Genomic DNA, 19,235 nt, shown 5'->3' with positions numbered 1-19,235 from the left:
AATCACACTCCCCCTGCCGCAGGGAAGCGTGGACGCGAATGGTTAACGGAAGATTAATGGGCTGCGTCCGCATCGGTAACCGACGCGGAGAGGAGAGGTAGCCCGCATGAGCGCAGCGATATGCAGGACTGATTCCCGGATGTCGCTACGCTCATCCGGCCTACGCTTGCCGCTCGCTACCGCGCCGGCTCCTTGGTCCGTTCTTCGGCCACGACTGCTTCCGCAGGCCTGCTCGAACGGACCATCAGAAATGTTCCTGAAAGTCTTGTGCCCGGCAGCTTCCAGCGCCCGTCGATTTCCGTCGCCTCGGCATTGACGACGCCCTCATAGGAGACGGTGCCATAGCCGTGGCCGGGTGGCTCGTAACGTTTGACGAACGCGACGGCGCTGCCGGATCGATGACCCGCAATCGAAGCACTGTGGGTGCTGATCGGGCAACCGGGCACCGTGCAGGGTTCGGTCACATTTCCTGCGAGCGCGCCACCGGACTCGATGAGCGTCGCAAGAAACGTGACCATTCCAACCTGTCGCTGAACAAAGGTGCCGTCCCAGACACCGGTCAGACTGTCGGTCATTGCGGTCTAGGTGAGTGCGCAGCCTCACAACACCCGATTGCTCTCCTTCACCTTCTCCGCATCCAGATAGAGATCGCTTCCCATCTCCTTGAACTTCTGCGACATCTTCGCCATCCCATCCTCGATCGTGCCGCTCACCGACATCCCCACACTCGCCGGGTCGTTCAGCGTCGCCGCATAATCCCGGACGTCCTGCGTTATCTTCATCGAGCAGAACTTCGGGCCGCACATCGAGCAGAAGTGGGCGACCTTGTGGGCTTCCTTCGGCAGCGTCTCGTCGTGGAAGCTCTTTGCCGTGTCGGGATCGAGGCCGAGGTTGAACTGGTCGGTCCAGCGGAAGTCGAAGCGGGCGCGGGAGAGTGCGTCGTCGCGGAGCTGGGCGGCCGGGTGTCCCTTGGCCAAGTCAGAGGCGTGGGCGGCGATCTTGTAGGTGATGACGCCGGTCTTGACGTCGTTGCGGTCGGGGAGGCCCAGATGCTCCTTTGGCGTGACGTAGCAGAGCATAGCGCAGCCGAACCAGCCGATCATGGCGGCGCCAATGCCTGAGGTGATGTGGTCGTAGCCCGGCGCGATGTCTGTCGTCAGCGGCCCAAGCGTATAGAACGGGGCTTCGCCGCATTCCTTGAGCTGCTTGTCCATGTTGATCTTGATCTTGTGCATCGGCACGTGGCCGGGGCCTTCAATCATCACCTGGCAACCCTTGTCCCATGCGATCTTCGTCAGTTCGCCGAGCGTCTCGAGCTCCGCGAATTGCGCGCGGTCGTTGGCGTCGGCAATCGAGCCGGGGCGCAGGCCATCGCCGAGCGAGAACGAGACGTCATACTTGCGCATGAGGTCGCAGATCTCGTCGAAATGCGTGTAGAGGAAGCTTTCCTTGTGATGCGCCAGGCACCACTTCGCCATGATCGAGCCGCCGCGCGACACGATGCCGGTGACGCGGTTGGCGGTGAGATGGATATAGGGCAGGCGGACGCCGGCGTGGATCGTAAAATAGTCGACGCCCTGTTCGCACTGCTCGATCAGCGTGTCCTTGTAGAGCTCCCAGGTCAGCTTGACGGGATCGCCTTCGCACTTCTCCAGAGCCTGGTAGATCGGCACGGTGCCGATCGGCACCGGCGAGTTGCGCAAGATCCATTCCCGCGTCGTGTGGATGTTACGCCCCGTCGAGAGGTCCATCACGGTGTCGGCGCCCCAGCGGATCGCCCATACCATCTTGTCGACTTCCTCTTCCACCGAGGAGGTGACGGCGGAGTTGCCGATATTGGCGTTGATCTTGGTCAGGAAGTTGCGGCCGATAATCATCGGCTCGAGTTCGGCGTGGTTGATGTTCGAGGGAATGATCGCGCGGCCGCGCGCGATCTCGCTGCGGACGAACTCCGGCGTGATGAAGGCGGGGACCTCAGCGCCAAAGCTTTCGCCGTCGGCAAGTGCGGCTTCTGCGCGCTCGAGCTGCTTTTTGCGGCCGAGGTTTTCGCGCTCGGCGACGTAGATCATCTCCTTGGTGATGATGCCGGCGCGGGCAAACTCGAGCTGGGTGATCTTGTGGCCGTCGAGGCCGCGGATCGGCTTGTGGTGTGCCGTAAAGGCCTTTGCGGCGTGCGAAGCGCCGACATTGCCGTTGTCTTCCGGCTTGATCTCGCGGCCCGCATATTCCTCGACGCCGCCGCGCTCCTTCACCCAGGCGAGGCGGTTGCGGGGGAGACCGGCGTTGACGTCGATCACGACGGAGGGGTCGGTATAGGGGCCGGAGGTGTCGTAAACCGGCAGATTCGGTTCACCCGCACCTTCGCTGAGGATGATCTCGCGCAAGGGTACGCGGAGATCGGGCGCGGCGTCGGGGGTTGAAAAGATTTTGCGCGACGAGGGAAGCGGGCCCGTGGTGACGGCGGGCAGGGTGGTGTCGGGATTGGAGCGAATGTTCATACTGTATCCTCCGTTTTATCTCTGATTGTTTTCTCCGTCATTGCGAGCGCAGCGAAGCAATCCATAGCGCCGCAAGCGGAGATGTGGATTGCTTCGTCGCTGCGCTCCTCGCAATGACGGCTGTGGTTTCTCGCAAATTCATCACGCGGCCTCCGCGCTTTGGCCCAGCCACTGCCGCACCCTTGCATCCGGGTCGGCGTTCTGGGTGACGTCGCTGACGACGGCGATCGAGTCGGCGCCGGCGGCGTAGATTTCGGCTGACTGCTCGAACTTGATGCCGCCGATCGCAACCAGCGGGATGTTGCCGATGCGCTTTTTCCATTCGGTGATCTTTGGAATGCCCTGCGGCGCAAAACGCATCGATTTCAGCGTGGTCGGGAAAATCGGACCGAGCGCGACGTAGTCCGGTTTGGCGGCAAGCGCGGTCGCCAACTCCTCGTCGTCGTGGGTGGAGATGCCGAGCGTCAGCCCTGCTTTGCGGATTTCGTTGAGGTCGGCGTCAACCAGATCTTCCTGGCCGAGATGCAGGTGCTTTGCGCCGGCGACGATCGCCGCGCGCCAGTAGTCGTTGACGACGAGTTTGGCGTCGGTGCCCTTGATGACCTCCAGCGCGTCGGTCACGATCTGCAGCGCCCCGGCGTCGTCGAGATCCTTGGCGCGCAACTGGATAGTGCCGGCGCCGAGCAGCGCAAGCCGCGCCACCCAGGCGACGCTGTCGACCACGGGGTAAAATCGATCAGGATACGGCATGCCAGAACGGTGTCCCGATCACAGGGGTGGAGGGCGAGGCGAAGTCGCGGGCTTCCATGAGGCCGGCTTCATAGGCGGTACGGCCGGCTTCGACGCCTGATCGAAACGCCTTCGCCATCGCGACGGGATCGGTAGCTTTTGCCACCGCGGTGTTGAGCAGCACGGCGTCGTAGCCGAGTTCGAGGGCGTGGGCGGCATGCGAGGGCGCGCCGATGCCGGCATCGACCACCAGCGTGATGTCGGGCAGGCGCTCGCGCATCAGTTTTAGCGCATCGCGGTTGGTGATGCCCTTGGCGCTGCCGATCGGCGCGGCCCAGGGCATCACGACCTTGCACCCCGTTTCGACCAGCCGCATGGCCACCGAAAGATCCTCGGTGCAATAGGGGAACACCTCAAAGCCGTCCTTGATCAGGATTCCGGCGGCTTCGACCAGGCCGACCACGTCGGGCTGCAGCGTGTCGTTGTCGGCGATCACTTCGAGCTTGATCCAGGGCGTACCGAACAATTCGCGCGCCAGCTTTGCGGTGGTCACCGCCTCGCGCACGCTGCGGCAGCCGGCGGTGTTCGGCAGCACGGTGACATCGAGCTCGCGGATCAGCGACCAGAATGCATCCCCGGTCTTGCCGCCGGCGGCCTCGCGCCGCAGCGACACCGTGACGATGTTGGCGCCAGAGGCGCGGATCGCCTCCTGCATGATGGCCGGCGAGGGATAGAGCGCGGTACCGATCAGCAGGCGTGAGGAGAAGGTTTTGCCGTAGAAGTTCAGCATGGTGTCAGTGTCCGTTCCACAACTCGTCATCGCGCCCACCACTCGTCGTCCCCGCGAAGGCGGGGATCCAGTACGCCGGGAAGCCCGCAATTAAGCCGAGAAGTCGCGGCGTGCTGGGTCGCCCGGTCAAGCCGGGCGATGACAGTTGAGTGCGAGGCGCGTTCATCATCACCCTCCCTGCCGTGGGGTGATGATCTCGATTTCGTCGCCCGCCTTCAGCGCGGTCTCCGCCCAGCGGCTTTTCGGCAGCACGTCGTAATTCACCGCGATCGCGAAATGCGTGCCCTCGTATTCGAGCTCGGAGAGCAGCGCGTCGACGCGCTCCGAAGCGATCTCGCGCTGTTCGCCGTTGATGGTCACACGCATCGCATCACCTCATTGTCGATCTGGCCGCGCTGCACGTAGGCGAGCGTCAGCTCGGCCAGCGCCGGCGCCAAAAGAAAGCCGTGGCGGTAAAGGCCGTTGACCGCGATCTTGTTCTTGCGAACCGTGATCCGCGGCAGGTTGTCGGGGAAGGCGGGACGCAGCCCCGAGCCGAACTCGACGATGCGCGCTTCGGCAAAGGCCGGATGCACGGCATAGGCCGCGCCGAGCAGTTCCAGCGCCGAGCGCACGCTGACGCCGGTGTCCTCGGCCTCGATCGAGGTCGCGCCCAGCATGAATTTGCCGTCGCCGCGCGGGATGACGTAGAGCGGCCAGCGCGGATGGATCAGCCGCACCGGGCGCGACAGCTCGACTTCGCTGGTCTCGATAATGATCATCTCGCCCTTGACGCCGCGCAGCTCCGGCTGCTCGTCGCGCGCCGAGAGTCCGCGGCAGTCGATCACGATGCCGTCGAGATCTTCCGCACTGATGTCGCAATCGAACTTGATCGTGCCTCCGGCGGCTTCGATGCGCGCATGCAGCTCGGGCAGCACCTTGCGCGGCTCGACATGACCCTCATGGGCATAGAACAGGCCGTCGCGAAAACGGCCGTCGAGCGAGGGTTCGAGCTCGCCGACGCCGCCTGCGTCGAGCCTGACATGGCCGGTGGTGAGCTTGGCAAAACGCTCGAAATCGGCGCGGTCGCGCGCATGCGCCACCACCAGCGATCCGTTGAACGGGGTGCCGGGAAAGAGTTCGCGCCACAAATCGAGGGAGCGGAAGCCGAGCCGGCCGATCACGGGCTCGGAGGTCTCTGCCTCGCAATAGGGCGCCAGCATGCCGCCGGCCCAGTGGCTGGTGGAGAGCGTCATATCGGCGTCACTGCGCTCGTACAAAGTGACGGCGTGGCCGGCCTGTGCGAACAGCAGCGCCTGCCACGCGCCGGCAATGCCCGCGCCGATGATGGAGACGGGAGAATCCCCCCGCAGATCTGACTTCTGGTACATCCCTGTCCCTTCGCCGGCATGACCCGGATCAGGTTCAAAGGGTCACCGCGGTCCCAGACCTCTACTTTGGAGAAGTAGAACTGCCCAAGCTTGCGGTATCTCAGCTCCTCATCGGAGCACCCCTCGGAACAGGGCTAATGTAGGCGGTTGGGCGGAGGTGTCAACCAACACCCGCTCGTCAAGCCCGGCCATGAAGGTCATTTCGGAAGGAACTTGCACTGCGTTCGTCCCCCGGACGCAGCGCAACGCCAGCGTTGCGCTGCTGAGCTGGGGCCCAGATCGGCTTGCATGGGTCCCGGCTCTGCGGAGCAGCGCAAGCGCGCTGCTCCGCGTCCGGGACTTGCGCGAATTATTTTGCCGCCTGCAGCGCGTTCGCGTCAGCCGGCGTTCCGACCGGGCTGGCGACGATTTTCGGCGTGGCACCGCTCGCCAGCACGGGCGCGATCTGCAGCGGCTTCTCCGGCCGCTGGCGTTTTGCAGCGTAACGCTTTGCGGCGTAATAATAGCCGCTCGCATAATAACGTACGGCGCGGCTGTGATCGCCGCCCGCGGCGCGATAGGCGCCGGCGAGATATTTGATGCCCCAGGCGAGATTGGTGTCGGGATCGCGCAGGCCCGCGGCGTCACCGGTGTAGCCGAGGCCGCGCGCGGTCGGCAGCTTGATCTGCATCAACCCGATGGTGCCGCCGCGTCCGACCAGGTTCGGGTGATACTTGCTCTCGCGCACGATCACCCGGTGCACCAGCGCTTCCGGCACGTTGTTGGCGGCGGCGTGGCTTGCGACCATGCTCTCATACTGGGTGCGGCTCTGCGCGCTTGCACCTGATGAAACGAACAGCGCGGCGATCGCGGCGAGCCAGACAAACTTCGGAAAACTTTTCATAAAAATGATCTCGCCGGATGGACGCGTGAAGTGGCGCTTTCGATTAGTTCCACCGGCGGGCCAAGATGTGGCGAAAAACCGACGACATCACGGCGAGATGTTCGCAGCCTGATGCAAGTGTAACGAACACGTCCAGCGCGACGCTTACGTTGTGGGTGCGATGCATCGCATCGAGCGACGCGAATCTGCGTCATGCGGACGCGCAAGGAATGTCGTGCAAAAGACGCAGTCAAGGTGTAAAGAAGACGCCGGGACAAAAACCAATTCATTCCGACAGCAAACCTGTCTCATTCAATAACATTTTAAAAAGCGAGACGTCGTTACGACGTCCGAAGTCTAGGGAGATGCGTTATGGCTCGACTCGACTCCAGCTATCTGCCTCGCGGAAATCCCTGTGCCCAGTGCGGCAAGCCGATCCCGAGACCGGATTGGGTGGAGAGCAGCCCGGGCCGTACATCCTTCCTCTGGTTCTGCCGCGCCTGCGACTATCGCTTCGAAGCGATCGCGATTTACGAGGAAGCGGATCCCGACGCGCTCGCGGCCTGACAGCACACGCTGCTTCATTCTACGCTACGAGATCGGCATCGCCGGGCGGGCGCTGCCCGAAAGCACCGCATTTCGCCATTTCTGAATAGGACAGGCTGGTTGTCGTAGAGCGGAACCAGCCGGACGCAGCCACGTTGATTCTTCCTTGATAGTGGAGGGTCCGATGGCAAGCGATGTCATGGCCAAGCCGCATCAGTTGATCGCGAGCGACCGCGTCGAGGGGACCGCGGTGCGCCGGCCGAACGGCGACATGATCGGCCACATCGAACGGCTGATGATCGACAAGGTCACTGGTAAAGTATCGTATGCAATCCTGAGTTTTGGCGGGTTTCTGGGCATCGGAGCCAATCTGATTCCGCTGCCCTGGGGACGGCTTCGCTACAACACGAAGTTCGAAGCCTACGAACTCGACATCGACGATGAAGAGTTGAGGCGCGCGCCGTCATTCCGTGCGGACAAGGATTTCGACTGGGGCGATCGCGCAAAGGAAGCCGAGCTGCATCGCTATTACCGTATGCCGCCTTACTGGGGCGGCTTCTGATGCGCTCGGATCGGCGTGTTTCATGCGAAAACGCGTGGAACACTTGTTGAAGTGCCGGGTTTTCCTCAAAGCGTTTCTGAACTGAGGAGAACGGATATGTTAACGAAAACTGCCGTTGCCGGCATCGCGGCGTCCGCGTTGCTGGCGAGTGTAGCTTTTGCGCAGCAAAGTCCTTCGGCAACGACTGACAGCGCCAAGACAGCCGCGCCTGCGGCTGCAACCGATACCTCGTCGTTCAAGGGTACCTGGCGGGCTTCCAAGATGGTCGGCCTGAACGTGTATAACGATAGCAACGAAAGCCTCGGCTCGATCAACGATCTCCTGACCGACAAGAGCGGCGATATCAAAGCAGCCGTGATCGGTGTCGGCGGCTTCCTCGGCGTCGGCGAGCACCTGGTTGCGGTGCCCATCGACAAGGTGAAGTTCGTTGATGAGCCGGTTGCCTACACCGGCACCGCGACCGCGCCCGCTTCAGGTGGGGCACGCACAGGCGCAGGCGGAGGCACGGGCGGCACGACGGGTGCTGCGACGGCGCCTGCCGCACCGAAGAAGAATCCGTGGTATCCGGATCACGCCGTATTCAGCGCGACGAAGGATCAGCTCAAGGCGATGCCGGAGTTCAAGTACTCGACCGAATGAGGCCGCGGTCTTAAACACCAGGCTTCCTCAAAATGGCCGGACGGCGTGATGCCGCCCGGCCATTTGATTTTGGAAATGCCCGTTCGCGCAATGGTGCAGCGCAGCCTATCTGCGCGCATTTCCCGATGATAGGTTGTATCGCGGCAGGAGCATCTGCCTTCTGCCTTGCATGGATCCTGCGTCAACGGGAGGACGACATGGCGGACAGCGTTTACAAGGTCATCGAGCTGATCGGCACCAGCAGCGATTCCTGGGAGAAGGCCGCCGCTAGCGCGGTCAGCCGCGCCGGAGAAACCCTGCGGGACCTTCGTGTTGCCGAAGTGGTCCAGCTAGACTTGCAGCTTGATGCCCAAGGCAAGGTGGAAGCCTACCGCGCCAAGCTGAAAGTCTCATTCAAGTTCGAGGGTTCGTAGTCGGGCGTGGCTTTGTAGGATAGGCAAAGGCGCTTGCGGTGTGCCCACCATCCAAGACTGTGCTGGTGATGGTGGGTACGCTGCGCTTTGTAGGATAGGCAAAGGCGCTTGCGCCGTGCCCACCATCCAAGACTGTGCTGGCGATGGTGGGCACGCTGCGCTTTGCCCACCCTACAATTTGCAACATCACAGCGCCGGCAGCGCGCTGACGTAGACATTGATGGCGCCTTCCGCTTCGGCGATCACGCGCAGCGTTTTGGAATCGAAGGCGATGCCGGCGAGCCGCAGCTTGCTGATTTCGGCCGAGACCCGCAGGCCGTCCTCGTTTTTCTGAAGATCGGCGATCGCTGCTGCAATCTTCTTCTGTACGTTGCCGGCGAATGGCTTGAGGTCGACGACAGCCTTCTCCGCCAGCGTCCTCTGCAAGTGCGGGATGGCCGCGCGCGCCGCGGCGCCCAACAGCCCGAAGGCAGCCTCCGACTCGATGGCGAGTTCGATGTCGGTCAGCCGCAGCGTCTGCTCGCCCTGATCGAGCACCGGCTTGCCCCAGATATGCACATTGGCCTCGCCGTCGAGGCCCAAGAAGCTCGTCTTTTCCCTGGCGCTGACCAGAAGCGAGATCAGCAGGCGGTCGCCGGAAGCGGCCACGGTGGCGCGCTTGACGGTGACGTCGACCGCGCCCGAACCGTCTTCAGGAAAAGTCTTCCCGGCGAACTGCGCCTCCACGATCTTGTTGATCTCGGTAAACGACATGTCGATGGGCACGCCGATCGCGACCCGTCCCGGCGTCGGTGGCACCATGGCGATCGTAGCGGGGAACGGGCAGGTCGGCTTGGTTTCGCTCGGTGTGATCCGGGTCTCGGCCTCGATGCCGAGCGTCAGTGTCAGGTTCGAAGCATCGACGCGCGGCTGCGCGGCAACCGCCCGGGTGGGGCGCAATTCCAGCCACAGCGCCGGCATCGTCGAACCGGCTGTCGTGCCCTGCAGCGGAATCGAACGGCAGGCCTTGGCCCACTGCACCCGCGCGTTCCGTTCCAAGGTCGGATCGTTGCGCATGCGCGCCTGCACCAGCGCGATTTGCTCGGCAACGTTCTGGTCGATCAACGGCTTCACCTGCGCTGGCACGTTGACGCGCGCGCCGGCCACGCTGAGGCTGGTGTCGCCGAGATTGACCTGCGCTGCGAGATTAGGCTCGATGCGCCAGTTCGCGGCGATCTGTGGTCGCGCCGATATGACGACGTTGCCCTTGATCTCGGCGCTGGCGTTGAGGTTCTTGATGTTCACGCTGCCGATCTGCTTGGAGACGTTGCCGCCGAGCAGGCTTCCGAGTGCTTCGCCAACCGCACCCGTCGCCTTCGCCGACAGCGAGCCGGTTACGTTCAGTGTGCCCGTCAACGGCGTCGCCAGCGACAGCACGTCCTGCGCGCCGGTAGCTACGATCGGCCCGCGCGAGGCGGTCCAGCCGATGTCGGCGTTTTGCAGGATCTGCGAAATCGGATTGTCGGCCTTGCCGGCGAAAGTGCGCGGCGCGCCGCGATCGGCGGCATCGCGGATCGCCGACAGCGCAACCGCAACCGGCGCCATCACCGTAGATGCGCGCGCGGCCGGCGGCAGCGGCGGCAATTCGGCGAGCGCGGGCGCGCTGTTCGTGGCGCGGGGCGTGACGAAGTCCATCACCTTCAGGCTGACGGCAAACGACACGATGAGGACCGCAAGCGCGATCGCAATGGTCTTGACCCGCATCGGCAGACGCATCGTCCCCCGGACCCCAATGAATCGCCCCACGACGTTTTACAGGGGTGGCGAGGGGGACGCCACTGCACATTGCCGCGACCTCAGGTCAACGCAAAACGGCCCCGGCGAACGCCAGGGCCGCTTCTCGCATTAAGAAAAGCTAATGCCTCAGCGGATGGTCCGGCCGAGATCGGCGCGGCGATCCGTCATCGGCAGCACGATCACCTTGGTGCCGACGCTGACCCGCGAATAGAGGTCCTTGACGTCTTCGTTGGTGAGGCGGAGGCAGCCCGAGGAGACGCGACTTCCGATCGTCGAGGGGTCGTTGGTGCCGTGGATGCGATAGATGGTGCCGCCGAGATACATCGCGCGGGCGCCGAGCGGGTTGCCGGGGCCGCCCGCCATGTGGCGCGGCAGATAGGGCTGGCGGGCAATCATTTGCGGGGGCGGGGTCCAGGCCGGCCATTCGGCCTTGCGGGTGATGGTCTGGGTGCCCGACCAGGTGAAGCCGTCGCGGCCGATGCCGATGCCGTAGCGCATCGCCTGGCCGTTGCCGAGCACGAGGTAGAGATAGGTGTTGGGAGTATCGATGATGATCGTGCCCGGCGCCTCGCGGGTGTAGTAGTTCACGACCTGGCGGCGCAGGCGTGCCGGCAGCTCGAAGCGCTCTTCCTCCTGGGGTGCAGCCGCAACCGGCGGCGGAGCCGCTTCGATCTGCGGCAGGAAAAACGGAAACAGCGGCAGCGGGGCCGCAGTGGCGGGCGTGGAAAATGCGGTAGCGCCAATCGCCAGCGCGCCAAAAGCGGCGGCCGCGAAGCGGCTCAGTATCAATGAATTGGACATGATCGTCCCCCTGTTTGTCGCACCAGTTCGGCGCGTCGTTGGGGAAACCTGTACCGATGAACCGTTTCAGGACATTTGCACGAAATCGCCAAAATGGTTTCGTGGCGTTAGGGAATTGTTTCGTTAAGGTTTCATTGACGGGCCGTGGGCGTGCCGGGCGCAATCTGCTCGCGTAGGTCGGGCTTCAATGGGTTCAAATCGGAACTCCTGGGATTTGGCGCCGTTGGCGTCGCAGTCCAGAGACAAGCGAGACCGCCATGACGAAACCAACGCTTTTATTTGGCGCCGTTGCCTTGTTACTCTTATCCATTCCTGCCAATCCGGCATCGGCGCAGCACGTGATTCCCAATCCGGGGAGGTGCGCCCAGTTTTATCCGAACGCAAATTGCCAGAATTACGGGCCAGGTAATCCCTACACGAGCTATGGCTGGCGACGAGCGGGACATCGTCACTATTGGGGCCATCGTCATCATCGCCGCCATTGGCGCTGACGCCAACCAGCGGGACGAGCGCGCGGCGCAGCCAAATCTAATGAGGTCTGGTAGGCGCGCATCCGCGGCGCGTCAGCTCATTCGAAACGGGCGAGGGGTTCTCTCCGCGAGCTCATCTCTGGGAGGCAACACCTTCATCCGGCGCCATAGCCGATGCAAAGCATCGGCGTTCTAAGAGACGGCGGCCATAGGCCGCCTATGCCACCTTCTCCCATCCCTGAAAGCCTAAAGGGCGCGTGTAACCAATGCCGCCACCCGCCTCTGGAAGCCACTGATCTGTCTGAATGCTTCCCGCCGCTCTGATCCTTCGGGCAGCCGTTGCGCGGCTTCCCACAAGTTCACCAGCAACCGCGCCATATCGATCAATTCATTGAATTCCGGCATTCCAACGGTGCGTTGGCTCAATGTTGGGGTCCTCTTCGAACGGACTGATGTGAGGGAGGATCGCGGCTTGATGGCGCGCGGTCAGTAAGGGAAGAGAGCAAGTACAAATGGCAGTATCTAGGCAGTTGCCGCGCGTGAATTACTGGCGCAGCAAAAGGTGCTCTTCTCCACGCACGCGGCGTAACATCGATCTCCACGTTTTACTCATGTTGAAAACGAGGATCGGCCAGCATTTGCGACATCCCTGTGTCATGCAGCCGTCATAGAGCCGGTGCGTTCTAGGGCTACCCGCTGATAACCGCTGGCTTCTACCCTCACCAGCCGAGGCCAGGGCGAGCTGGGTTCTCTCGCCCTCATGCTCCCGATCGTCCCAATAGGAGGCGATCCGCTTCCGCGGCGATGACTGGGCGGCTGCGCACCATTGCGGGCATAGGAACGGACATGAAAGCCGCGAGTTGATTGCTGAATGGCAGAAGTCGATCCTGACAGGGCTATTCGGCTATGAGAAACATCGTGAACGAGACCGGTGAGATCATCGCCAAGGCAACGCATGACGGCACGTTGGTCGGCGGGCACCACCGCATCGCGGTGGCGGCTAGCCTCGGTCAAAAGCTGCTTTGGCAAGACAGCGGCGAACCTGTGAGCCTTGATGCCTTCTTCAGGCATCCGCATCCGAGTGGTTCTCAGGCGCCACATAGCTTCAGGCGCTCGCTGACGTAGCGCCAACAGGACCAGCCCTCACTGAGCATGACGAGGAGCACGTCATCACGTACATGCGCGTGCTTGATCAGCAAGCGACGCCTGCCTTTGCCTGTAACTTTCGATCAGGCGTAGCCTTCTCGGCTAGGGCCTTGATGGTGTGGAACGGATTGTTAGGGGCGCTTGGGTCTCGGTCGTGGCAAAGGCGGTGATACAGGGCCCGCTAAGGCAACGGGCTTGGCCACGGGAGGCTGCGGCTGCGCGCCTGCCGCGTCGTTCACGGGACTGCTGTGGCGGCCTACAATGTAAGCCCCTAGCGCCGTGACAACCAGTAGAACGAGTAGCGTTTTTGCCCGCATACTCGCACCACTACCTTTAGCCGGTCTTTCGAGCATTCATGGCCCGCTCAACCTCGTCGGCTAGTTGATCCAGATGCCGCGCAAGCTGGTCGAACATCTCGCGCTTCGCTTTGTCGGTAGCCAAGTCCCTGACAAGCGCGCATTCGGCCGCGTCTTTGCGCAGCTTCTCCAAATGGGTTTGATAATCCTTCATTGTCCCCTGCCTGTCTTAATTTTCCGTGACGGTGGCACGGAGAACAGGCGGCTGACCTAACAAATGTTAGGTCGGGGCGGACATTCGAGAAGGGAAAGAAGTAAGAGCGCTGCATTACGTCCGGCGCCGGCAAATCTAAATCGAAGGGGAAATGCCCACCTAACCAATCAAGCCTGGCCAGCGCGCATTCGCGGCATGCCGGCTTGGCCGGTGGCAAGGACCGCACGGCGGTCGGCGACCGCATGGTGGAATTGTTCGAGCGCGAGGGCGATGACCGAGAGGTCACTTTCCTCGACGGTGCCGTCGTCGTAGCAATCGAGCGCCTCGCGCAACATGCCATCGGCCGCGGCTTGCATCTCGGCCAGCTCGTCCGGCGTTTCGGCCTTCCTCGCCCTGGAAATCAACTCAAGCAGATGATCGCGATGGGCGGTGTATTGCTCGCGTTCGTTCCTGTTCCAGTAGTGCTTGAACCAGGCGCCGGCGGAGCCCAGGCCCGACAGGATCAGCACCGCGAACCAGATGTAGTCGGTGTATTTTTCGAGGAACGTTCGTTCGTTGCCGTCGATATAGGCGGCTGCGCCCGCATGCGCCGGCAGCGCTGCGTCCTTTTCGGTATCGGGCTTTTCGATCTGGGAGGCGGTCGGCAATTCACGCGCGAGCTGCTGGCGGTTGGTGAAGAGTTGGCGGGCGAAGGCGGCGACCGCCGTATCCGACAATGACTTCGGCGCGATGATCAGGTGGTTGACGGCAACGGTGTCGACCTTGTCTTCCGGCCGCTGCGGCGAAGAGCCGAAGATGCTGGCGGGAATTTCCTCGGATTCGTAGATCGGATTTTTCTTGGCGATCGCGTCGGAAACCTCGATCGGCAGGAATTTCGGCTCGCCGCGGGCAGCAGCCGTGGCCGCGATCGCATCCACGGTGATCTTGCTCTTGAGCGGGCCGACCGCCATGAAGGCGTCGACCGACTGATCTTTCGCCATTTCACCGAGCTGATTGGTGGCGAACTGGCTGATCGTGACCTTGTCGGGATTGATGCCGGACTCTTTTAGAATACTGCGCAACAGCGCGACATTGGCCTGCGTCCGCCCGATCACGCCGACACGGTGACCGGCCAGTTCATCGAGACTCTTGATCTTGGGCGTGGGCTGCTTCTTCGAGCCCTTGGCGGGAAGGCCGGAAGGGGCCCACAGCACGACGACATTCTTGCGCAGGATGGCAACCGACTCGGCATTCGTCGGCAGGTTCAGGTCGCCGCGGGCGACGGCGAGATCGGCCTTGCCGTCCGTGAACAGGCCGATGCTCTCCACCGCCCCTTCCGTCGTGATCGGCGCCAATCGCACCGAGCTGCCCTCGCGCGCAAATGTCTGCGCCATCAACTGGACCAGCTTCTGGTCGTCGCTGCCGGCAGGGCCGACTGCAATCCGCAGCGTCGTCGGCCGCAGCACGTAATACAGCGTGCCCGCGGCGACGCCGAACGCGAGCAGGCCGGCGGCAAGGATCAGAAGCGCATAGCTCTTCCGCTTCCGTCGGCGGCGGGATCGCACAGAATTGTCGTTGTGGTCTGTCATCTCGCTGTCACGTTACACGAAAATGCGTGGAGGGGACTTAAAAACATCCTTACATATCGATGACGTCATACGCTTGAAATATCCATGGCTGAACGTCGGATTTGAGAATCATTAATCTCGGGTCCGGGACATGAAGATATTGATTGCGACCGATGCGTGGCATCCGCAGGTGAACGGTGTCGTCCGCACGCTGACGTCGCTGGCGCGCAGCGCCTCGGCGCTCGATGCCGATATCAGCTTCCTCACCCCAGACGGATTTCCTTCCCTCGGCGTGCCGACCTATCCTGGCTTGCGCGTCGCGCTGCCGAACCGGCGCGAGATCGCGCGACGGATCGAAGAGGCGGCGCCCGACGCCATCCATATCGCAACCGAGGGGCCGATCGGCTGGATGGTGCGCGCCTATTGCCGGCGCCGCAAGCTTTCGTTCACCACGTCCTATACGACGCGCTTTCCCGAATATATCGCCGTCCGCACCGGGCTGCCGGTCGCCGTCGGCTATGCGGTGCTGCGGCACTTTCATGCCGCGTCTTCCACGGTCATGGTCGCCACCGAATCGCTGCGGCAGGAACTTGCCGCGCGGGGCTTTCGGAAACTTGGCTTCTGGACGCGCGGCGTCGACACCGAATTGTTCAACCCGCATACGCGGGCGGCGCTCGATCTGCCGCGGCCGATCTTCATGACGATGGGCCGCGTTGCGGTGGAAAAGAATCTCGATGCGTTTCTGTCGCTCGACCTGCCGGGATCGAAAGTGGTCGTCGGCGACGGACCGCAGAAGGCGCAGCTCGCGCAAAAATATCCCGACGCGGTTTTCCTCGGCGAGAAGAAGGGCGCGGAGTTGACCGCGCATCTCGCCGCCGCCGACGTCTTCGTGTTTCCGAGCCTTACCGACACGTTCGGCGTCGTGCAGCTCGAGGCATTGGCCTGCGGCACGCCGGTCGCGGCATTCCCGGTCACCGGGCCGAAGGACGTCATTGCCGATCATCCGATCGGCGCGCTCGACACCGATCTACGCAGCGCGTGCTTGCGCGCGCTGCCGATGTCGCGCGAGGCCTGCCGGAATTTTGCGCTGGCGCGCTCCTGGGAAAACAGCGCGCGGCAGTTCCTCGGCAATCTGACCGCGCTGCAGCCGAGTCGCGTGTTGCGGCCGGTGCGCCGGGCGCCTGCCGCGAGCGCCGTGCAGGGCTAACCGAAAAGTTCGACCATCAACACAAGTCATACGCGTGAGACGAGAAGGCAGAACTAACCATGGCAGACATCATCAAGCTTGACGGTACCAGATCCCTGGATTTCGACCGCGAAACGGTCGAGCAGGCGTATGATCGCTGGGCGCCGGTTTACGACCTCGTGTTCGGGGGCGTGTTCAGCAAGGGCCGCAAGGCGGCGATCCAGGCGACCAACAAGATCGGCGGCCGCGTGCTCGAGGTCGGCGTTGGCACCGGCATTTCGCTGCCGCTATACGCGCCGCATCTGCGCATCTTCGGCACCGACATTTCGGAAGCGATGCTGCAAAAGGCGAAGAAGCGCGTCGATGAACTCGGCCTGAAGAACGTTGAGGGCCTCGCCGTCATGGACGCCGAAAACCTCGAATTCCCCGACGATTGTTTCGACGTCGTGATGGCGCAATATGTCGTCACCGCGGTGCCGAACCCCGAAAAGGCGCTCGACGAATTCGCCCGCGTGCTGCGGCCGGGCGGCGAACTCATCATCCTCACCCGCGTCAGCGCCGACGCCGGGATGCGCCGCTTCATCGAGCAGCGGCTGCAGCCGGTGGTGCGTCCGCTCGGCTTCCGCACCGCCGAGTTCGCCTGGTCGCGCTATGCGCAATGGCTGGCGGGCGCGCGCGGCATGGAGCTGGCGGAGCGCCGCCTAGTGCCGCCGCTCGGCCATTTCTCGCTGGTGCGCTTTCGGAAAATCGACGTCGCCGCGGCTGCCTGACGCGCCCTGATCGCCGTTGCGCCATCGCGCCGCTGCGAACTGTCACATGTCATTATCATGATGTCACATGCCGGACATCGAATCTCAGTAGACCGATCCCATCGGAATTTGGGGGAGAACATGATCAAGAACTTTCTGCAGGAACTGCGTACCCAGCGCTGGGACGACCATCGCTACTATCATCACAGCCGCATCAACCAGTCGCTGCACTTCGTCAGCGCGGCGAGCTTCCTGTTCGCTTATGCCATGCTGTTCTTCGATCCCGTGGTGTCGGCGCTGGTCGGCTGGCTGGTGTCAATGACGACGCGGCAGGCCGGTCACTTCTTCTTCGAGCCGCGCGGCTATGACCACGTCAACCAGGCGACCCACGAGCACAAGGAGGAGATCAAGGTCGGCTACAATCTGCAGCGCAAGGTCGTGCTGATGACGATCTGGGCGCTATCGCCACTGGTCCTGTATCTCGACCCGACCTTGTTCGGCCTGTTCACGCCGTGGACGTCGTCTGCGGACTTCATGCGGCAGGTCGCCAAGATCTGGCTTGCGGTCGGCATCGGCGGGCTGTTGTTCCGCACCGTCCATCTGTTTTTCATCCGCGACGTCGAGACCGGTTTGGTCTGGATGACCAAGATCCTCACCGACCCCTTCAGCGACCTGAAGCTGTACTACAAGGCGCCGCTGGCTCTCATGAAGGGCGAGCTGATCGATCCGGGTCTGGAGAAGCACGTCAAGCACGCGTGATTGTTGCGGCTTGATCCAGCGAAGGCGTCATGGCCGGGCTTGTCCCGGCCATCTACGTTCTTGAGCGGCAGTTGAGAGATTGTCATTGCGAGCGAAGCGAAGCAATCCACTTTTCCGTACGGGGATAGATGGATTGCTTCGTCGCTATGCTCCTCGCAATGACGGGTGGGGCCGGTATCCGACCATGACGAATGCTGACGCGCGCAGACTATCCGAACTTCTTCCGCAGCATCTCTCTCAGAATCCGCCGCTTGATATCCTTGTTGGTCAGCGAAGCATCATGCCACCACCAGCCATCGCGCTTCATCTTCTCGGCCGCTGCGACGAAGCGGTCGGCGACTTCATTGAAATCCGCATCCGTGTAGTTGAGGCTGAAGATCAGCCGGCCGGTGCCGACCCAGCTCAGCGCCAGCCCTTCGGCGCGCAGGTAGTATTGCAGCATCCAGTTATAGCGGGATGGCTCGGTATATTGCACCATCCAGATCGAGGAGATGTTGCTGACGCGGACCGGCAGATCCTGCGCGGCCAGCCGCTCGTTCAACGTTTTGGCGCGGCCGTTCCAGGTCTCGTCGAGTCCCTGGTAGACGGCATTGAAGTTCGGGCTGGCGAGGCGGCTGAGGAATTCGTCCATCGCCGTCATCACGTAGGGATGCGAATTGAAGGTGCCGCGGGCAAAGCAGACGTCGGCGGGGCGATCGTCGCGGAAGCGCCGCATCAAGTCCTCGGCGCCGCAGACCACGCCGACGGGGAGGCCGCCGGCGAGGCTCTTGCCGTAGGTCACCATGTCGGCGCGGACGCCGAAATATTCCTGGGCTCCGCCGGCGGCGAGGCGGAAGCCGACGAAGACTTCGTCGAAGATCAGCACGATGCCGCGCTCGGTGCAGACCTCGCGCAATTTCTTCAGCCAGTCGGTGTAGGCCGCACGATCGAACGCGCCTTTCCGCGAACTGTCGACGAGTGCGGAATCGCCCGGCGCGTTGGCGTTCGGATGCAATGCCTGCAAGGGATTGACCAGCACGCAGGCGATGTCCTTGCGCGTGCGCAGCACATGCAGCGTGCGCTCCGACATATCGGCGAGCGTATAGGTCTCGTGCGGCGAAACCGGATTGCCGACGCCGGGCTGCACGTCGCCCCACCAGCCGTGATAGGCGCCGGCGAAACGGACCAGATGCGTGCGCTTGGTGTGGTAGCGCGCCAGCCGCACCGCCTGCATGACGGCTTCGGTGCCGGACATGTGGAACGAGACTTCGTCGAGGCCGGAAATCTCGCACAGCCGGCGGACGTTGTCGGTGATGACGGGGTGATAGGGGCCGAGCACAGGGCCCAGCGCGCGGGCGCGCTTTTCGGCTTCCGTGATGCACTCCTTGTAAAAATCATTGCCGAAAATGTTGACGCCGTAGGAGCCGGTCAGGTCGTAGAAGATGTTGCCGTCGGCATCGGTGACGGTGACGCCGGCCGAAGACTGCATGAAGGCGCCGGTGCCGAGATTTTCGCGCACCAGCCGGCTGTACTGGAACGGCACCCGGTAGGTTTCCGTAAACTGCAGGTCGGAGATGTGCGTCGCGGCCTCGGCCGTCATCTGCCGGCCCTTGGCGTAGCGCTCCTCGTAGAGGCAGGCGAGCCGGAAGAAGGCGTCCTGCCGCTGCATGGCGACATCGCTGGGTGCGCCGTCGGACGCGAAGAAATCGTCGATATCGAATTCGTAATGCGGCACCAGCCGCGCGACCATCTTGGACATTTTGGAATGTCCGGTCAGCGAGCGATGTTTGGCGCGCGACAGCGCCAGCCGCGCTTGCAATTTGGGGAACACTGCCGCGGCGCTAGCGACCGCAGCGGCGGACAGCGAGAGAATCGGAAGGGACGAATCCATGCCTGAAGCGCT

21 protein-coding genes and 1 riboswitch are annotated in these 19,235 nt (G+C 62.9%); of the genes, 8 read left to right on the top strand and 13 right to left on the bottom strand.

From position 1 onward, the window contains the following. Positions 1–176 precede the first annotated feature (176 nt). The 7 genes from ACFXS9_RS26820 to ACFXS9_RS26790 all read right to left on the bottom strand — a co-directional run bounded on the left by ACFXS9_RS26820 (position 177) and on the right by ACFXS9_RS26790 (position 6,270). Complete coding sequence (locus ACFXS9_RS26820; RefSeq protein WP_392693842.1) at positions 177–575, bottom strand: hypothetical protein; 399 nt, start codon at positions 573–575, stop codon at positions 177–179. 24 nt (positions 576–599) lie between these two features. Beyond that, positions 600–2,498, bottom strand: coding sequence for a phosphomethylpyrimidine synthase ThiC (thiC, locus tag ACFXS9_RS26815; protein WP_392693839.1), 1,899 nt, complete (start codon positions 2,496–2,498; stop codon positions 600–602). Between the two features lie 141 nt (positions 2,499–2,639). Then, complete coding sequence (locus ACFXS9_RS26810; protein WP_392693837.1) at positions 2,640–3,248, bottom strand: thiamine phosphate synthase; 609 nt, start codon at positions 3,246–3,248, stop codon at positions 2,640–2,642. After that, on the bottom strand, positions 3,235–4,017 hold the full coding sequence (locus ACFXS9_RS26805; RefSeq protein WP_392693835.1) for a thiazole synthase: 783 nt from the start codon (positions 4,015–4,017) through the stop codon (positions 3,235–3,237). Before ACFXS9_RS26805 ends, ACFXS9_RS26810 begins: the two co-directional genes overlap by 14 nt. Positions 4,018–4,185: 168 nt before the next feature. Next, positions 4,186–4,383 (bottom strand): sulfur carrier protein ThiS, encoded by a 198-nt coding sequence (thiS, locus tag ACFXS9_RS26800; protein WP_028349567.1) that lies wholly within the window; start codon positions 4,381–4,383, stop codon positions 4,186–4,188. Further along, positions 4,374–5,387, bottom strand: coding sequence for an FAD-dependent oxidoreductase (locus tag ACFXS9_RS26795; RefSeq protein ID WP_392693833.1), 1,014 nt, complete (start codon positions 5,385–5,387; stop codon positions 4,374–4,376). The genes thiS and ACFXS9_RS26795 overlap by 10 nt, the downstream gene beginning before the upstream one ends. Continuing rightward, a riboswitch (TPP riboswitch) is annotated at positions 5,375–5,521 on the bottom strand. Its footprint overlaps the gene before it by 13 nt. Before the next feature lie 215 nt (positions 5,522–5,736). Beyond that, a complete protein-coding gene (locus ACFXS9_RS26790; RefSeq protein WP_392693830.1) occupies positions 5,737–6,270 on the bottom strand; it encodes a transglycosylase SLT domain-containing protein in 534 nt (177 codons plus the stop codon). A 351-nt stretch (positions 6,271–6,621) separates the two neighbouring features. Between ACFXS9_RS26790 and ACFXS9_RS26785 the strand changes: the two genes are divergently transcribed. The 4 genes from ACFXS9_RS26785 (at position 6,622) to ACFXS9_RS26770 (ending at position 8,409) form a co-directional block, all read left to right on the top strand. After that, positions 6,622–6,816, top strand: a complete 195-nt coding sequence (locus ACFXS9_RS26785; RefSeq protein ID WP_057854958.1) for a hypothetical protein — start codon at positions 6,622–6,624, stop codon at positions 6,814–6,816. A gap of 163 nt (positions 6,817–6,979) precedes the next feature. Further along, positions 6,980–7,357 (top strand): PRC-barrel domain-containing protein, encoded by a 378-nt coding sequence (locus ACFXS9_RS26780; RefSeq protein ID WP_392693828.1) that lies wholly within the window; start codon positions 6,980–6,982, stop codon positions 7,355–7,357. 96 nt (positions 7,358–7,453) lie between these two features. Beyond that, entirely contained in the window at positions 7,454–7,996 is a 543-nt protein-coding gene (locus tag ACFXS9_RS26775) for a PRC-barrel domain-containing protein (protein WP_392693826.1), read from the top strand. A gap of 197 nt (positions 7,997–8,193) precedes the next feature. Then, positions 8,194–8,409: a dodecin family protein gene (locus tag ACFXS9_RS26770; RefSeq protein ID WP_392693823.1), complete on the top strand. Its 216-nt coding sequence runs from the start codon at positions 8,194–8,196 to the stop codon at positions 8,407–8,409. Between the two features lie 186 nt (positions 8,410–8,595). Here the strand turns inward: ACFXS9_RS26770 and ACFXS9_RS26765 are convergent, their stop codons facing one another. From ACFXS9_RS26765 to ACFXS9_RS26755, 3 genes are all read right to left on the bottom strand, one after another. Further along, positions 8,596–10,164 (bottom strand): DUF4403 family protein, encoded by a 1,569-nt coding sequence (locus ACFXS9_RS26765; RefSeq protein ID WP_392693821.1) that lies wholly within the window; start codon positions 10,162–10,164, stop codon positions 8,596–8,598. A gap of 147 nt (positions 10,165–10,311) precedes the next feature. Next, positions 10,312–10,986, bottom strand: a complete 675-nt coding sequence (locus tag ACFXS9_RS26760; protein ID WP_392693818.1) for a L,D-transpeptidase — start codon at positions 10,984–10,986, stop codon at positions 10,312–10,314. 716 nt (positions 10,987–11,702) lie between these two features. After that, positions 11,703–11,882: a hypothetical protein gene (locus ACFXS9_RS26755; protein ID WP_213287814.1), complete on the bottom strand. Its 180-nt coding sequence runs from the start codon at positions 11,880–11,882 to the stop codon at positions 11,703–11,705. A gap of 492 nt (positions 11,883–12,374) precedes the next feature. Between ACFXS9_RS26755 and ACFXS9_RS26750 the strand changes: the two genes are divergently transcribed. Further along, positions 12,375–12,581, top strand: coding sequence for a hypothetical protein (locus ACFXS9_RS26750; protein WP_392693815.1), 207 nt, complete (start codon positions 12,375–12,377; stop codon positions 12,579–12,581). A 354-nt stretch (positions 12,582–12,935) separates the two neighbouring features. Here ACFXS9_RS26750 and ACFXS9_RS26745 read toward each other — a convergent pair whose 3' ends face one another. Both ACFXS9_RS26745 and ACFXS9_RS26740 read right to left on the bottom strand, forming a co-directional pair. Next, entirely contained in the window at positions 12,936–13,112 is a 177-nt protein-coding gene (locus ACFXS9_RS26745; RefSeq protein ID WP_392693814.1) for a hypothetical protein, read from the bottom strand. A 167-nt stretch (positions 13,113–13,279) separates the two neighbouring features. Next, positions 13,280–14,680 carry a TAXI family TRAP transporter solute-binding subunit gene (locus tag ACFXS9_RS26740; RefSeq protein ID WP_392693811.1) on the bottom strand — a complete coding sequence of 467 codons (1,401 nt, stop codon included), beginning with the start codon at positions 14,678–14,680 and terminating at the stop codon, positions 13,280–13,282. A 130-nt stretch (positions 14,681–14,810) separates the two neighbouring features. Here ACFXS9_RS26740 and ACFXS9_RS26735 point away from each other — a divergent pair, with 130 nt between their 5' ends. The 3 genes from ACFXS9_RS26735 to ACFXS9_RS26725 all read left to right on the top strand — a co-directional run bounded on the left by ACFXS9_RS26735 (position 14,811) and on the right by ACFXS9_RS26725 (position 17,353). Beyond that, complete coding sequence (locus ACFXS9_RS26735; protein ID WP_392693808.1) at positions 14,811–15,866, top strand: glycosyltransferase family 4 protein; 1,056 nt, start codon at positions 14,811–14,813, stop codon at positions 15,864–15,866. Between the two features lie 59 nt (positions 15,867–15,925). Then, entirely contained in the window at positions 15,926–16,615 is a 690-nt protein-coding gene (locus tag ACFXS9_RS26730) for a class I SAM-dependent methyltransferase (protein WP_065749648.1), read from the top strand. A 120-nt stretch (positions 16,616–16,735) separates the two neighbouring features. Then, positions 16,736–17,353: a hypothetical protein gene (locus ACFXS9_RS26725; RefSeq protein ID WP_065749647.1), complete on the top strand. Its 618-nt coding sequence runs from the start codon at positions 16,736–16,738 to the stop codon at positions 17,351–17,353. A gap of 208 nt (positions 17,354–17,561) precedes the next feature. Here ACFXS9_RS26725 and ACFXS9_RS26720 read toward each other — a convergent pair whose 3' ends face one another. After that, on the bottom strand, positions 17,562–19,223 hold the full coding sequence (locus tag ACFXS9_RS26720; RefSeq protein WP_392693805.1) for an aminotransferase class III-fold pyridoxal phosphate-dependent enzyme: 1,662 nt from the start codon (positions 19,221–19,223) through the stop codon (positions 17,562–17,564). Positions 19,224–19,235 lie beyond the last annotated feature (12 nt).

The sequence above is a fragment of the Bradyrhizobium sp. RDI18 genome, from assembly GCF_043203335.1.
Lineage (GTDB): Bacteria > Pseudomonadota > Alphaproteobacteria > Rhizobiales > Xanthobacteraceae > Bradyrhizobium > Bradyrhizobium retamae.
Note: the sequence above shows the minus strand (reverse complement) of the source record. Positions and strands in the feature narration are given on the sequence as shown.